Origin of the sequence: Achromobacter sp. UMC46, assembly GCF_014170335.1 — a bacterium.
In the GTDB taxonomy this organism is placed as follows: domain Bacteria; phylum Pseudomonadota; class Gammaproteobacteria; order Burkholderiales; family Burkholderiaceae_B; genus Achromobacter.
This window is the reverse complement of the sequence record NZ_LZZS01000004.1, coordinates 315,651-331,325: the sequence shown is the minus strand read 5'-3', so window position 1 is coordinate 331,325 and position 15,675 is coordinate 315,651. Positions and strand designations below refer to the sequence as shown.

General features: G+C 67.2%; 12 protein-coding genes. 7 read left to right on the top strand and 5 right to left on the bottom strand.

Features of this window, described 5'->3' with window-relative positions; genetic code table 11:
• Positions 1-11: 11 nt before the first annotated feature.
• The gene (locus tag A9973_RS04370; protein WP_183012545.1) at positions 12-665 is read right to left on the bottom strand and encodes an isochorismatase family protein; all 654 of its coding nucleotides are present in this window, start codon (positions 663-665) and stop codon (positions 12-14) included.
• 497 nt (positions 666-1,162) lie between these two features.
• Here A9973_RS04370 and A9973_RS04365 point away from each other — a divergent pair, with 497 nt between their 5' ends.
• The 6 genes from A9973_RS04365 to A9973_RS04340 all read left to right on the top strand — a co-directional run bounded on the left by A9973_RS04365 (position 1,163) and on the right by A9973_RS04340 (position 10,568).
• Entirely contained in the window at positions 1,163-1,960 is a 798-nt protein-coding gene (locus tag A9973_RS04365) for a transglutaminase family protein (protein ID WP_183012544.1), read from the top strand.
• Positions 1,961-2,027: 67 nt separating this feature from the next.
• Positions 2,028-5,390 (top strand): transglutaminase family protein, encoded by a 3,363-nt coding sequence (locus A9973_RS04360; protein WP_183012543.1) that lies wholly within the window; start codon positions 2,028-2,030, stop codon positions 5,388-5,390.
• A 49-nt stretch (positions 5,391-5,439) separates the two neighbouring features.
• Positions 5,440-8,019, top strand: coding sequence for a circularly permuted type 2 ATP-grasp protein (locus tag A9973_RS04355; protein ID WP_183012542.1), 2,580 nt, complete (start codon positions 5,440-5,442; stop codon positions 8,017-8,019).
• Between the two features lie 23 nt (positions 8,020-8,042).
• The gene (locus A9973_RS04350; protein WP_183012541.1) at positions 8,043-9,005 is read left to right on the top strand and encodes a transglutaminase family protein; all 963 of its coding nucleotides are present in this window, start codon (positions 8,043-8,045) and stop codon (positions 9,003-9,005) included.
• Positions 9,002-10,165, top strand: coding sequence for a putative zinc-binding metallopeptidase (locus A9973_RS04345; RefSeq protein ID WP_183012540.1), 1,164 nt, complete (start codon positions 9,002-9,004; stop codon positions 10,163-10,165). The genes A9973_RS04350 and A9973_RS04345 overlap by 4 nt, the downstream gene beginning before the upstream one ends.
• Positions 10,166-10,277: 112 nt before the next feature.
• Positions 10,278-10,568: a type II toxin-antitoxin system ParD family antitoxin gene (locus A9973_RS04340; protein ID WP_183012539.1), complete on the top strand. Its 291-nt coding sequence runs from the start codon at positions 10,278-10,280 to the stop codon at positions 10,566-10,568.
• A 104-nt stretch (positions 10,569-10,672) separates the two neighbouring features.
• Here the strand turns inward: A9973_RS04340 and A9973_RS31330 are convergent, their stop codons facing one another.
• Both A9973_RS31330 and A9973_RS04330 read right to left on the bottom strand, forming a co-directional pair.
• Complete coding sequence (locus tag A9973_RS31330; protein WP_370539440.1) at positions 10,673-10,906, bottom strand: hypothetical protein; 234 nt, start codon at positions 10,904-10,906, stop codon at positions 10,673-10,675.
• A gap of 43 nt (positions 10,907-10,949) precedes the next feature.
• Positions 10,950-11,894, bottom strand: coding sequence for a LysR family transcriptional regulator (locus A9973_RS04330; RefSeq protein ID WP_183012538.1), 945 nt, complete (start codon positions 11,892-11,894; stop codon positions 10,950-10,952).
• Between the two features lie 149 nt (positions 11,895-12,043).
• On the opposite strand from A9973_RS04330, the gene A9973_RS04325 reads away from it, so the two are divergent.
• A complete protein-coding gene (locus A9973_RS04325) occupies positions 12,044-13,735 on the top strand; it encodes a thiamine pyrophosphate-dependent enzyme (RefSeq protein WP_183012537.1) in 1,692 nt (563 codons plus the stop codon).
• Positions 13,736-13,765: 30 nt separating this feature from the next.
• Here A9973_RS04325 and A9973_RS04320 read toward each other — a convergent pair whose 3' ends face one another.
• Positions 13,766-14,518: a class II aldolase/adducin family protein gene (locus tag A9973_RS04320; RefSeq protein WP_183012536.1), complete on the bottom strand. Its 753-nt coding sequence runs from the start codon at positions 14,516-14,518 to the stop codon at positions 13,766-13,768.
• Between the two features lie 13 nt (positions 14,519-14,531).
• Positions 14,532-15,554 (bottom strand): tripartite tricarboxylate transporter substrate binding protein, encoded by a 1,023-nt coding sequence (locus A9973_RS04315; protein WP_183012535.1) that lies wholly within the window; start codon positions 15,552-15,554, stop codon positions 14,532-14,534.
• Positions 15,555-15,675: the final 121 nt, after the last annotated feature.

Genomic DNA, 15,675 nt, shown 5'->3' with positions numbered 1-15,675 from the left:
GCGGACTCCGATCAGCCTTCGTGGGCGTTGAACATGGACTTGGCGTAGATGATGCCCAGTCCGTAGGCGCCGCCGAACTGCTTGGCGATGCCGGTCGTCATGTCGTAGGTATCGGTCCGTGCCCAGTCGCGCTGCATTTCCAGCAGGTATTGCAGCGCGGTGATCGGCTGGCCGCCTGCTTGCACGATACGCTCGATGGCGCGATTGTGGGCTTCTGCCGACACGTCGCCGCACGCGTCGGTGATGACGTAGACCTCGAAACCCTGATCCAGGGCGGACAGGGCCGGGCCCACGATGCAGACACTCGTCCACAGGCCGGCGAGCACAATGCGCTTCTTGCCGATTTCGTTGACCTGCTTGATCACGGCCGCGTCTTCCCAGGTGTTCATGGACGTGCGGTCCAGCAAGGTCTGGCCAGGAAAGGGCGCGACGACTTCGTCGAACATCGGGCCCGAAAAGCTCTTTTCGGCAACCGTCGTCAAGATCGCGGAGGCGCCGAAGCCGGCGGCGGCGTGGGCGACCAGCGCGGCGTTGTTGCGCAAGGTGACGGCGTCGATGGAGTGCGTGGCGAACCCCATCTGCGACTGGAAGTCGATCATGATGAGCGTGTGGTCCTTGGGGGAAAGCAGCTTGGCGCCGGGGGTGGGCGTGGCAGTGATGGGCATGGACGTCTCCAGGGGATGGCTGCGGTGGAAAACTGCAATGAAAAACGATTGCAATGTGCCACCCGGCAGGCCTGGTGTATTGAACGTTTGTCCGCCCGTTTGAAGATTGTGATCGCGCGCCGGGGTGCCGCGGGAAGGATCCGGCGGTTGCCGGCGGAACAATTCTGCAATGGGCTGTAAAAAATGCCCGACGCGCCAGGCCCGTCTTGGGCAACGCCCCGTGGCCCCATACCGGGCTGGGCATGCACCGATTTGGTGCAATATGCCGCCAAATGGGCATTCGGGGGCATCCGCGGCCGGGGGATGCGGGCCGGTGGGCGCCCGAACTCGCGACGGTTTCCCGCAGGATTGCAGATAGGCGTCCCGTCCCCCAACTTGGCATGCAAGTTGCTTAAATACTTCAACGAGCTATTGCTACTATCGAACGTCGAGCCTGCCCGGCCAGGGGGCGGACGGCCCCGACGTTGCCAGCGTGACTTCGCAGTGTGGAGACTTTCATGAAGCATCTCATCAAGCACGTGACCCGCTACCGCTATGCCGCCCCGGTGAACTACAGCATCCAGACGCTGCGGCTGACGCCCCGGCGCGACGACCACCAGCATGCGCTGCGATGGCAGATCCAGACGCCCGGCGAGATCCAGCCGCAGGTGGACGCCTACGGCAACGTCATCCACACCCTGACCCTGCACCGCACCCACAGCGAAATCGAAATCCATGCGGCGGGGCAGGTGGATATCCATCCGCTGGCCCAGGGCCATGTGGGCGACGAGGATGAGCGCCTGCCCGTCTACATCTATGGCGTGCCCACGGCGCTGACCCAGTGCGACGACAGCATCCGCGAATTCTGCCGCTACGTCGTGCCCCGTGGCATGCAGGCCCCGGAGGACGTGTTGCGGCTAAGCGCCGCCATCCGCGAACGCGTGGCCTATGAGCCGGGGTTGAACGAAGCGCCGATGACGGCGGCGCAGGTGCTGGCGGCAGGGCGCGGCGGCAGCCAGGACCACACCCATCTTCTGCTGGCCTGCGTGCGCGCGTTCGGCACGCCGGCCCGCTATGTCAGCGGCTATTGGCACATGGCGGGCGACGACGCCGCCAACCACGGCTGGGCGGACGTCTGGCTGGCCCGGCATGGCTGGGTCAGCGTGGATGTCAGCCACGCGTGCTTTGCCTCGGACGGCCATTGCCGGCTGGCGGTGGCGCGCGATTATGAATCGGCCTCGCCGGTGCGTTGGCTGCATGGCGCTGCCGCGGCGCTGTCGATGAATATTTCGGTGCAGGTGCAGACCAGCCACTGACTTATGCGCGTGTTTTCCTTGCAGGACACCGGCGCGCTGCGCCAGCCCAGTCGATCCGGAGAAGGCAGTGACGATCCACGTAGCCCTCAAGCACGTTACGCAATACAAGTATGACCGTCTTGTGGGCCTGTCGGCGCAGGTGTTGCGCCTGCGGCCCGCGCCCCACAGCCGGACCCCCATCCTGTCGTATTCGCTGACCATCGAACCGGCGGAACACTTCATCAACTGGCAGCAAGACCCGTTTTCCAACTACCTGGCGCGCCTGAACTTTCCGGGCAAGACGCGCGAATTCAAGATCACGGTGGATCTCGTCGCCGAGATGGCGGTCTACAACCCGTTCGACTTCTTCCTGGAACCGGACGCCGAGACGTTTCCCTTCACCTACGACGACGGGCTGGCGCGCGAACTGGCGCCGTATCTCGTGTGCGGCAAGGCCACGCCGCATTTTGCCGAGTTCCTGTCGCGCGTGGACGTGCGCCCGCAGCGCACGGTGGATTTCCTGGTGGGTCTGAACCAGCAGATCCATCAGGAAATCAACTACCTGATCCGCATGGAGCCGGGCGTGCAGACGCCGGAAGAGACGCTGGCGCGCAACGCCGGATCGTGCCGCGATTCCGGCTGGCTGCTGGTGCAGGCGCTGCGCCATCTGGGGCTGGCGGCGCGCTTCGTGTCGGGCTACCTGATCCAGCTGAAGCCCGACGTGCGCGCGCTGGACGGCCCCAACGGGGCGCAGTCCGACTTCACCGACCTGCACGCGTGGTGCGAAGTCTATCTGCCCGGGGCGGGGTGGATCGGGCTGGACCCGACGTCCGGCCTGCTGGCGGGCGAAGGGCACATCCCGCTGGCGGCCACGCCCGAGCCAGGCAGCGCCGCGCCGGTCTCGGGCGCGGTCGACGAGGCCGAGGTGGAATTCACGCACACGATGGAAGTGGCGCGGGTGTTCGAGTCGCCGCGCGTGACCAAGCCCTATACCGATGCGCAATGGCGCGCCATCCGCGAGCTGGGCGACAAGATCGACGATCATCTGGACCACATGGACGTGCGCCTGACGATGGGCGGCGAGCCGACGTTCGTGTCCGTCTCGGACCGCGAGGGCGCGGAATGGAACACCGCCGCCCTGGGGCCGACCAAGCGCGGCTACGCGCTGGAATTGCTGAGCCGGCTGCGCACCCGCTATGGCGGCAACGGCTTCCTGCATTTCGGGCAGGGCAAGTGGTATCCGGGCGAACAATTGCCTCGCTGGGCGCTGTCGATCTATTGGCGCACGGACGGGCAGCCGTGCTGGGACGACGCGGCGCTGTTCGCCGACGAGCGTCAGCGCAGCACGTATGACGTGGCGGACGCGCGCCGGTTCATGGCCAGGCTGTGCGAACGGCTGGGCGTCAGCGGCCAGCATGTGGTGCCGGGCTACGAGGACGTGTTCTATTACCTGTGGCGTGAACGCCGCCTGCCCGCCAACGTGGATCCGTTCGATTCGCGGCTGGATGACGAGATGGAGCGCGCGCGGCTGCGCCGCGTGTTCGAGCAGAAGCTGGACAGCGTGGTCGGTTACGCCTTGCCGATCCAGCCGGGCGAGGGCGGGCCGTGGGTGTCCGGCCCGTGGTTCCTGCGCGACGAACGCATGTACCTGTTCCCCGGCGATTCCCCGATGGGCTACCGCCTGCCGCTGGATTCGCTGCCCTGGGCGGACGAGGCCGATGCGCCCATGCCGGCGGAGCGCGATCCGTTCGATGCACGGCGTTCGCTGCCCGGGCCGGCGCAGCTGCTGACCCAGAACCTGCGCACCGCCACGCGCCACGAACCGGGCGAGGGGCCAGCCGGAAAGGGAGCCGCGAACGGTGGCGCGGGCGCGGGCCCCGGCGCCGTCCAGCCAGAACGCCGCGCGCCCGCCAAGTTCGAATCCGCCGCCGGGCTGACGCGCACCGCGATGTGCGTCGAGACGCGCAACGGCGTTCTGTACGTGTTCATGCCGCCGCTGCCCCGCCTGGAGGACTATCTGGCACTTGTCGCCCAGGTCGAGGGCACGGCGCGCGACCTGAACGTGAAGATCGTGATGGAAGGCTATCCGCCGCCGCGCGATCCGCGATTGCAGGTACTGCAAGTGACGCCCGACCCCGGCGTCATCGAGGTCAACATCCATCCGGCCAGCAACTGGGCCGAACTGGTCGACCACACCGAATTCCTGTACGAGGCCGCATTCGAGACCCGGTTGGCCACCGAGAAATTCATGGCCGACGGCCGCCACACGGGTACCGGGGGCGGCAACCATTTCGTGCTGGGCGGCGCCACGCCGGCCGACAGCCCGTTCCTGCGCCGCCCGGACGTGCTGGCCAGCCTGCTGGCGTACTGGGTGAACCACCCCTCGCTGTCGTATCTGTTCTCGGGCCTGTTCATCGGGCCGACCAGCCAGGCGCCGCGCATCGACGAAGCGCGCAATGACCAGGTCTACGAGCTGGAGCTGGCGTTCCAGGAGATCCACCGGCGCTGCGCGGAGCAGGGCGCTTCGGTGCCGCCCTGGATGATCGACCGGGCCTTGCGCAACATCCTGGTCGACGTGACCGGCAATACCCACCGGTCGGAGTTCTGCATCGACAAGCTCTATTCGCCCGATAGCGCCACGGGCCGGCTGGGGCTGCTGGAGCTGCGCGCCTTTGAAATGCCGCCGCACGCGCGCATGAGCCTGGCGCAGCAGCTGCTGTTGCGTGGTCTGATCGCCCATTTCTGGAAGACGCCCTATACGGCGCGGTTGACCCGCTGGGGCACGGAACTGCACGACCGCTTCCTCTTGCCCACCTTCGTGAAGATGGACTTCGAGGATGTGCTGGCGGATCTGAACGAGGCGGGCTACGGCTTCGACCCGTCATGGTTCGATCCGCATTTCGAATTCCGTTTCCCGCTGTTCGGCGACGTGGCCGCGCGCGGCATCCATCTGGAATTGCGCGGCGCGCTGGAACCCTGGCACGTCATGGGCGAAGAAGGCTCGTCTGCGGGGACGGTCCGGTATGTGGATTCGTCGCTGGAACGGGTGGAAATACGGGTGTCGGGCCTGAACGGCAACCGCTATGTCGTGACGGTGAACGGCCGCGCGCTGCCCTTGCAGCCCACCGGCCGGGTCAGCGAGTACGTGGCGGGCGTCCGTTACAAGGCGTGGGCGCCGCCGTCGGCGCTGCATCCCACCATTCCCGTGCATGTGCCGCTGACCGTGGATATTGTCGATACCTGGAACCATCGGTCGCTAGGGGGCTGCAAATACCACGTTGCGCACCCGGGCGGGTTGAATCCGGAATCGTTCCCCGTGAATGCCTACGAAGCCGAGAGCCGGCGGCTGGCGCGCTTCGAAAAGACCGGCCATACGCCGGGGCGCATGGACGTCGCCCCCGCCGTGGCCAGCCGGGAATTTCCGTTCTCGTTGGATTTGAGGCACGATTGAGCCTCACCGCATGTTGAACCCCGGCCCACCCGCCGGCGATAAAGCCGCTATGCCGCAATTTCTTTTTCAGACGGATCCGTCGCAGGATGTCGCATCCCTGGCGGTTCATGCGGCGTTGCCCGCACGTCCCGGGCACTATGACGAGCTGCGCGACACCGCCGACGCGTCGGGCGCCACCCGCCTGCGTGAACCATGGCCCCGTTTTTTCGAGCTGCTGGGCACCGGCGGCTTCGCCGACCTGGACCGGCGCGTGGACGGGGTCGCCCGGCAGATCCGCGAAAACGGCATCACCTACAACATCTACGCCGAGGCCAACGGGTCGGCGCGCCCCTGGTCGCTGGACCTGCTGCCGTTTGTCATCAACGACACGGACTGGGCGGCGATCGAACAGGGCTTGAGCCAGCGGGCCACCTTGCTGAACCGGCTGCTGGGCGACGTCTACGGGCCGCAGACGTTGTTGGCCGACAGGTTGATTCCGCCCGCGCTGGTGCTGGGCCATCCCGGCTATCTGCGCCCGCTGCGCGGGTATGCGCCGCCGGGGGACACCTTTCTGCACATCGCGGCGTTCGACCTGGCGCGCGCCAGCGACGGCGGCTGGTGGGTGGTCTCGCAACGCACCCAGGCCCCGTCCGGGCTGGGTTACCTGCTGGAAAACCGGTTGACCATTTCGGGCATGTTTCCCGAGGCGTTCAAGGAACTGCGGGTGCAGCATCTGGCCACCAGCTACCGGCGCCTGATGGACATGCTGTACAAGCTCAGCCCGGGCGGCCTGTCGGCGCACACGCCGCCGCGCATCGTGCTGCTGACCCCGGGCCCCTACAACGAGACCTACTTCGAACAGACCTATCTGGCGCGCTACCTCGGCGTGACGCTGGTGGAAGGCGGCGATCTGGTCGTGCGCGACAAGTTGCTGTACTTGAAGACGCTGCATGGGCTGGAACGGGTGCATGCGGTGCTGCGCCGGCTGGACGACGATTTCTGTGATCCGCTGGAGCTGCGTTCGGATTCGACGTTGGGCGTGCCCGGCCTCTTGCAGGTGATGCGCGAAGGCAATGTGCTGGTGGCCAATTCGCTGGGGGCGAGCTTTCTGGAGTCGCCCGCCATCAACGGATTCCTGCCGGCCATCAGCCGCCGCCTGCTGGATGCGGACTTGCTGTTGCCGTCCTTGCCGTCATGGTGGTGCGGCGAGGCCGCGGCGTGCGAACAAGTGCTGGCCAATTTGCCGGGGGCGGTGGTCAAGTCCACGTACCCCAGCAATTCGCGCGGCGGCTTCGAACCGGTGATCGGCGGCGCGGTGACGCCGTCCGAGCGCGAGGCGCTGCAGGCGCGCATTGCCGCCAACCCCGACGCCTACACCATCCAGGAATACCTGCCGCTGTCTCAAGCGCCCAGCTGGATCGCGGGCCACATCGTGCCGCGCGCCGCCATGCTGCGCGTGTTCGTCATCGCCGACGGCGACGGGGGCTGGAACGTGCTGCCGGGCGGACTGACCCGCATCGCCAGCCGCGAACAGCAGATCGTGTCGATGCAGCGCGGCGGCAGCAGCATGGATACCTGGGTCACGACTCGGGGCGCGGTCGATACGTTTTCGATGTTGCCGGCGCAGCTGCGCCCCGAAGATATCGTGCCCGCCCGTCGCCCGGTGGCCAGCCGGGCGGCCGAGAACCTGTTCTGGATGGGCCGCTACACCGAGCGCGCCGAGAACGACGTGCGCCTGGCCAACGTGGCGCTGACCTGGCTGAACAGCGACGAGGACAACGCGGGTGAATTGTTCGCGGCCGTGGCCGCGCTGTGCCGGCGCGGCGGCCTGGTGCCGCCCGCGCCGACCTTGTCGGTGCGCATGTTCGAATCCACGCTGGTCGCGGAGCTGGCGGGCCAGGACGCCCAGGGCGGGGTCTCGCGCAACCTGGGCGCGTTGGCGTTCGCGGCCGGACAGATCCGCGACCGCCTGTCGCCGGACCACTGGCGGCTGGTGGTGACCGCGAACGAACTCTTCCGGCGCTTGGCCTCGGGCGGCAAGGAGCGTGATGCCGAGACGCCGGCGGCGGCGCCGGACGTGCTGCGGGCGCTGAAAAACCTGGGCATGCAGCTATCGGCCATCACGGGTTCGCAGACCGACCGCATGACGCGCGACGACGGCTGGCGGCTGCTGACCATCGGCCGGCAGATCGAACGCCTGTCGGCGATGGCCGGCCTGCTGGGCGAGCTGTTCCGCCGCAATGCGGTGCTGGGCGACAGCGGATTCAATATCCTGCTGGACCTGTTCGACAGCAAGATTACGTATCGCGCCTATTACCCGGGCCGCCAGGAAGTGCCCGCGCTGTTGAACCTGCTGGTGCAGGAACCCGCGAACCCGCGGTCCATCGCCTGTGTGCTGAGCGTGTTGCGCAAAGAGGTGGCGCGCCTGCCGGGCACGGTGGCCGGCCCCGCCACGGACCTGTTGGGGCTGCTGCCGTCGGAAGACGCCGGACCGACGCTGGCGGCGCTGTGCCAGCAATCGCAGGGCCTGTATGCGGGCGTGCTGGCGTTGTGCGAAACGCTGGACGCCGCAGCCAGCGCGCTATCCAACGAAATCAGCCGGCGCTACTTCAGCCATGCCGCCGGCTACGACCAGACGCTGTCGGCGTAGCCGCGCTCCAGCCCACCGCCGCCATGACGCTGCCGACCCCCGTCCCCCTCGATCCTTCCGCGTGCGCTGCCGGCGTGACGTTGGGGGTGGACCATGAAACTGCCTACCGCTACGACTCGCCGGTGGAATTGGCGCATCACTTGGGGTATCTGCGCCCCTTGAGCGACGCCTGCCAGGTGGTGGAAGACTACGCGCTGGCCATCACGCCCGCGCCGTCCGATTTCAGTGAAACCCTCGACGGGTTCGGCAATGCGCGCTGCACGTTCGCGCTGGTCGCCCCGCATGAATCGTTGACGGTGCGGGCGACCAGCCGCGTCACCGTCCATGCGCGTTTCGACGGGCTGGACCCCACGGCCGGGCTGCCCTGGGAGGCCGCGGCGCAACGCCTGCGCTATGACCCGGCCGTCCCGTTCGCGCCCGAGGCCGAGTTCACCTTCCCGTCGACGTATGTGCCCCGGCACGCGGAGCTTCGGGAATACGCCTTGCTGTCGTTCACGCCGGGCCGGCCCGTGGCGGATGCCGCGCTGGACCTGATGCACCGCATCCACGCCGATTTCAGCTACCAGCCGGCGCATACGCAGGTGTCCACGCCGGTCTTGCATGCGTTTCAGGAGCGGGTGGGCGTGTGCCAGGATTTCGCGCATGTGATGATCGGCTGCCTGCGCGCCATCGGCTTGGCGGCGCGCTACGTCAGCGGCTACCTGATGTCGCAGCCGCCGCCCGGAAAGCCGCGGCTGGTCGGGGCGGACGCCTCGCACGCCTGGGTCTCGGTGCATTGTGCCGGGGTGCCGGCCAATGCGGGGTGGGTGGACCTGGACCCGACCAATGACGTCGTGCCCGGCACGGCGCACGTGATCCTGGCTTATGGCCGGGACTATGGCGACGTCACCCCCTTGCGGGGCGTGATCCGGGGCGGCGGGCACGAACTGGATGTGCGCGTGACTGTCGCGCCCATCGACGAATTTCCCGACGGGACGGATGCATGAGCTATTTCTTCGACGCGATCAACCGCCAACTGCGCGCTCCGAAACGCCAGCGGGTGCGGCATGCCCGCGCGAAGGCGTTCCAATGCGTGTGCGGCCAGCCGATATTCTTTTCCAACACCGAATGCCTGAACTGCCATCGGCAACTGGGCTTCGACCCCAAGCGCGGCCATGTGCTGGCGCTGGACGAAGGCGCAACGCCCGGCACATGGCGCGAGTCGGGCAGGGCGCGCGGCAAGACGTACAAGCGCTGCGCCAATTTCTTGCTGCCGGCCCTGTGCAACTGGCTGCTGCCCGCGCATTCCGCGGATACGCTGTGCACCGCGTGCAACCTGAACCGCACGATTCCGGACCTGTCCGTGCCGGACAACGGCCCGCTGTGGTTCAAGGTGGAAGCCGCCAAACGCCAGATGATCGCGCAACTGATGACGCTGGGCCTGCCGATCCGGCGTTCCGAGGAACCCGACGACGGCGGCCTGGCCTTCGACCTGCTGGCGCCCGCCGCCGACGGCGCGCCGATGCTGACGGGCCATGCGCAGGGCCTGATCACCATCAACGTGCTGGAGGCCGACGACGCCTACCGTGTGAAGGTGCGCGAAGACATGCGCGAACCCTACCGGACCCTGCTGGGCCATTTCCGCCACGAGATCGGACACTACTATTGGGATCAGCTGGTTGCGGGCACCCCGTGGCTGGAATCGTTCCGCCAGGTGTTCGGCGACGAGCAGGCCGACTACGCGCAAGCCCTGCAACGCAACTACGAACAAGGTCCGCCCGCGGACTGGGACCTGCATTTCATCAGCACGTATGCGTCATGCCACCCGTGGGAGGACTGGGCGGAAACCTGGGCGCACTACCTGCACATGATGGATACGCTGGATACCGCCATCAGCTTCGGCGTCACGCGGATGGCGGTCGAGCAGTCCTACGAGCCGTTCAACACCGCGTCGCTGTATGACCCGCAAGATCCCGACGGCCACGCTTTCCTGGATCTGGTCAACGCCTGGGTGGCGCTGACCGGGGTGCTGAACGAGCTGTCGCGCAGCATGGGGCAACGGGATTTCTACCCCTTCGTGCTGCCGGCGGAGGTCGTCGGCAAGCTTCAGTTCGTGCATCAGGTGGTGAAGGGGGCGTCGGCACAGGATGGAACGCGCGGAGGCTGACCCTGCAAAGCCACGGGTAAGCCATATAGGACGAATGTCGTCCTTGATCATTGGCATAATATGCCAATGGGCATCTATACTGGGGGCGTTCTAACGGTAGGGAAAGATCACCATGCCGACACGCAATGTCGTCCTCAGTGAGCATCAGCATGATTTCGTGGAAACCTTGGTGCAATCAGGGCGTTATCAGAACGCCAGTGAAGTGCTGCGCGAAGGGCTGCGTCTGATCGAGCAACGCGAACGCCTGGAAACGGCCAAGATCAACGCGCTTCGCGACGCAGCCGGCAAGGGTTGGGCGGATATCGCCGCAGGTCGCTTTACGGATGTGGCCGACGATCAACTCGAAGATTTCATCGGGAAACTTGGAGCGCAAGCTGCCGGTCGGGCGAAGACCGCGAAGTGATAGTTCGCTATCGGCTGTCCAACGTAGCGCAGCATGACGTTGTCGACATATTGGCCTGGACCCAGGGGAATTTTGGCGATGCGGCACGTCAACGCTACAGCGCCTTACTTGTTGCCGCGATGCGCGATATTTCCACCGCCCCAGAACGTGCCGGCAGCATCGCTCGGCCAGAGCTTGGCGCCGGTGTTCGTTCCTGGCACCTGCGGCTGAGCCGAGAACGGGCGCGTACTGAGACTGGCATCGTGCAACGACCCAGGCATTTTTTGATCTATCGGATTGAGGCGAGCGTGATCGTCATTGGGCGAGTGCTGCATGATGTGATGGAACTGGAGCAGCACCTGGATTCCGGGAACTCGTGGATATAGCCAGGACGGCGCCAAGTCAATCAGGCACCATCCTCATTCCGTCCCGGTAAGGCGCCTCTGCCGTCATCTGCCCCAGCACCTCCCGCAACATCCCCTGCACAATCTTCACCGCCTGCGTCATCGGGCGGCTGGCGGCGGTGGCGAGCATCAGGCGGGTGGACAGGCCCGGGTGCGTGATGCGGCGGGCGATCAGCTGGCCGGCCGCGACTTCCTTGATGACCGCCGGCAGGCCCAGCACGGTATGGGCCAGGCCTTCGGCCACGATCTCCTTCATCAGCTCCAGTGCGTCGATTTCAAACGCCACGGTGAGCGGCATGTCCGCCTGCGTGGCGGCATGCTCCAGCGTGCGGCGCAGGCCATGGTTGCGCGTGGGCAGCACCAGCGGCAGATCGCGCAACTGCTCGAAGTCGATGGTCGCCATGGCGCGCGCGGCGGGCGACAGGTTCTGCGGCGGCGACACCAGCGCCAGGTCCAGTTCGGCCAGCGCGTCGACCGCGATGTGCTGCGAACGCCGCGCGTCGTGCAGTACGGCGATGTCGACGCGGGCGTTGGTCAGCCATTCGTGCACATAGCCGCTGTATCCCGTGATGATGTTCAGCTGGATGCGTGGGTGCCGCTTCCAGACCTCGGCCACCAGCCGCGTGCCGATCATGTGGCATAGCGTTGGCGTCAGGCCCAGCGTGACCTGGCCGGACGGCGACTTCTGGTCGTTATGAAATTCGGTGACGACATGGTCCATCTGCCGCAGCAGCGGGCGCAGCCGGTCCAGCAGCTTCTCGCCGTCGGGCGTCAGCGACACGCCGCGGCCATTGCGGTAGAGCAGGGCGCAGCCGCATTCGTCTTCCAGCTTCCTGACTTGCCGGCCCAGCGCCGATTGGGCGATGCCCAGCACGGATGCCGCTTTGGAAAAGCTGCCCTGATCGGCGACGTGGATCAGGTTTTCGATCTTGCGTAGGTCCATCCCGGGTCCGCGGGCGGGGGCGCGCCGCTGTCTCTAGTGTGCGTTTCTTGTATATCTGATTGCCAGAGTATGCCTAGTCGGCCCCGCCTTGCCAATCTAGAATTTCCTGGACTCGACCCAGACTCCAACCCTGAATCCAGACGCCGCCCATGACCCTGCCCGCTGCTTCGAACACGTCTTCTCACGCCTTGCTGAAGGTCTTCACCGCCAATGGCATCGACCGCGTTTTCGTGGTGCCGGGCGAAAGCTATCTGGGGGTGCTGGACGCCCTGCATGATTTCCCGGAGATCGACGTGGTGACGTGCCGCCACGAGAGCGGCGCGGCCTTCATGGCCGGCGCGGATGCTCGGCTGACCGGGCGGCCGGGCGTGGCGATGGTGTCACGCGGGCCGGGCGCGACCAATGCATCCATCGGCGTGCACGCCGCGCAGCAGGACGGCGTGCCGATGATCCTGCTGATCGGCCAGGTGCCGAAACGGGACGTGCGCAAGGAAGCCTTCCAAGAGATCGACTACCAGAAGATGTTCGGGTCGATGGCCAAATGGATCGTCGAGGTGTCGACGCCCGAAGAGTTGGCGGCGGCGGCGTTCAAGGCGATACGCGTGGCGGTGTCGGGCACGCCCGGCCCGGTGGTGATGGTGGTGCCCGAAGACGTGCAGCAGGCCGATGCGCCGCAGCCCGGCTGGGTCGCGGCGCCCGACAGCCCCGCGCAGCCCGCGCCGGGCACGCTGGAACGACTCCATGGGCTGCTGGCGCAGGCGCGCCGGCCCTTGATCATCGCAGGCGGCGCGTTCAACCGCCCGGACGGGCGTGAGGCGCTGCGCCGGTTGGCCGAGCGGCACACGGTGCCGGTGGCGGTGTCGTTCCGCCAGCACGACCTGTTTCCCAACACGCACGCCTTGTACGCCGGCGACCTGGACCTGGCGACGCCCGCCGCGCAGATTGCGGCGTTTGATTCCAGCGATCTGATCCTGGCCCTGGGCACGCGCCTGGGCGACATCACGACGCAGGGCTACGCGTTCCCGGCGCACCCCAAGCCGGCGCAGGCGCTGGTCCATTGCTATCCCGATCCGCACATCGTGAACCAGCATTTCGCCGCGGATGTCGGCCTGGTCGCGGACCCGGCGGCCACCGCGCATGCGCTGGCCAACCTGCCGGCGACGGGTCAGGGCCTGGGGCGGAACGACTGGGCGGCGTCGCTGCGGGCCATCCAGCAGCGCACCGCCGCGTGGCCGGATCCAGCCGCGGATGACGGCGTGCCCTTCGTGTCGGTCGTGCGGGCGCTGGCGCGGCAGGCGCCCAACGATGTGGCTGTCTGCCTGGACGCAGGCACGTTCGCCGCACCGGTGTACCGGCATTTCCCGTTCGTGTATCCGCAGCGGTTGATGGCGTCGCAGTCCGGCGCCATGGGCTATGGCACGCCGGCGGCGGTGGCGACCCAATTGCGCCACCCCGACCGCAAGGTCGTGTGCCTGGTGGGCGACGGCGGCTTCATGATGACGGGCAACGAAATGGCGGCCGCCGCCGAACGGGGCCTGCCGATCCTTTTCATCGTGTCGAACAATAATTGCTATGGGTCGATCCGACTGCATCAGGCGCGCACCTATCCTGGCCGCTACGTGGGCACGAACCTGTCCAGCCCGGACTTCGCGATGATGGCGCGCGCCTTCGGCATGCAAGCGGAATATCTGACGCGCGCGGACCAGTTGGATGCGGCCATTGCACGCGGCCTGGCGTCCGGCCGCCCTTACTTCCTGGAAGTGCGGACCAGCCTGGCGGCCATCTTGCCGGCCGGCGCAAGCCATGCCGCGGGCGTGGACCTGCTGCCGCGCGGCGAGTAGGCCTGCCCCCGGCAGCCCCCCCGTGGCCCGTCAGTCCCGGTAGCTGGGGTCCTTGCGGTCCATCAGGCGCAGCATGGCCGGCCATTCCAGTTCGCCGAACGGGCGGCGCGTGGCGGGCTGATACAGATGCCACGTTTTTTCGATGACGTCGGGCGGGGGCAGGCAAAGCTCCCGGTTGGCGCTTAGCGCGTCCACCTGCGCCTTGCAGGCCATCTCCAGCCAGTACAGGGAGTTGAACGCCTGGGCGATGGTGGGGCCGGCGGCCAGCAGGCCATGGTTGCGCAGGATCATCGCTTCGGACGCGCCCAGATCCGCCACCAGGCGTTCGCGCTCGCCCAAGTCCAGGGCCACGCTTTCGTAGTCGTGGTACGGGATCTTGGCGAAGCGCATGGCGGTCTGCGTCAGCGGCAGCAAACCGCACTTCAGCGCCGACACCGCCATGCCGGCGCGGGTGTGCGTGTGGATCACGCACCCCACGTCGGGGCGGGCGCCGTGCACCGCGCTGTGGATCACATACCCCGCGGCATTGATGCCGTATCCCGTGGGCGAGGGGCTCAGGATATTGCCGGCCAGGTCGATCTTGACCAGGCTGGACGCGGTGATCTCGTCATACATCATGCCGTAGGGGTTGATCAGCAGGTGATCGTCCGTGCCGGGGATGCGCGCGGTGATGTGGTTGTAGATCAGGTCGCTCATGCCGAAGTGCGACACCAATCGGTAGCAGGCGGCCAATTGGACGCGGGTGTCGTGTTCCTGCGGGCTCATGTCGGGGCTGGCGTGCATCGCGGTGTCCTGTTCAGTCGGTGGCTTTGACATTGAATTCGCGGACGATGGCGCCCCACGACTCGTATTCGGACTTCATCATGGCGCCGAAGGCGGCGGGCGTGGGCGTGGTGCGGACCTGGGCGCCCAGGTCGCCCAGCTTGTCGCGCACCGCCGGGTCGGCCAGCACGGCGTTCATCTCGCGGGCCAGCCGGTCCTGGATGGCGGGCGGAATGCCGGCGGGCGCGATCAGGCCCAGCCAGGCGCCCATGTCGAACCCCGGAAAACCCTGTTCGGTCACGGTGGGCACGTCCGGCAGCATGGCGACGCGTTCGGGCGTGCTGACGGCCAGGGCCTTGAGCCGGCCCGACTTCACCATGGCCAGCGAGGACACCATCGTGTCGAACGTCGCGGTGGTGCGGCCGCCGACGATGTCGGTCTGCGCCTGGCTGCTGCCCTTGTAGGGCACGTGGACCATGGTGGCGCCGGCCTTGGACAGCAGCACCGCGGTCACCAGATGGCTGGTCGTGCCAATGCCGGTGGTGGCGTAGGTCAGTTGACCCGGCTTGGCCTTCGCCGCGGCCAGGAACCCCTTCAGGTCCCGGGCGGGATTGTCGGGGCTGACGACGAACAGGTACGGCAGCCAGGTGATCAAGCCGATGGGCGCGAAGTCCTTGCGGGCGTCGTAGTTCAGGTTGGGATAGACGTGCGGATTGATCGCCTGGGGGGCCGAGGCGCCGATCATCAGCGTATACCCGTCGGGCTTGGCGCGGGCGCCCAGGCCCGCGGCGATCGAGCCGCCCGCGCCCGGCTTGTTTTCGACGATGAATTGCTGGCCCATGCGCTGGGCCAGCCGCTCGCTCAGCATCCGGGCGACGGTGTCCGTTGCGGTGCCCGGCGGGAAGCCGACCAGAAGGGTGACCGGCTTGCTGGGATAGGGGGCGTCCTGGGCCGGCGCTTGCGTGCTGACGGCCCACAGCGGGGCGGCCATTGCCAGCGCCAACGCGATGGCCAGCCTGCGCCGGCGTGGAATGGCAAGGGCGGGGGGATTGCGCATGGTTGTCTCCGGTCATGTTTTTCATGGCGGGAGCGCGCTGGCGCCGGCCCGCATCGGGGCCGGCTCCTCTTCCTGCCCCAATGCCGTTCAAGGTGGCACAAGGGGCAGGCGGGTTCAATGG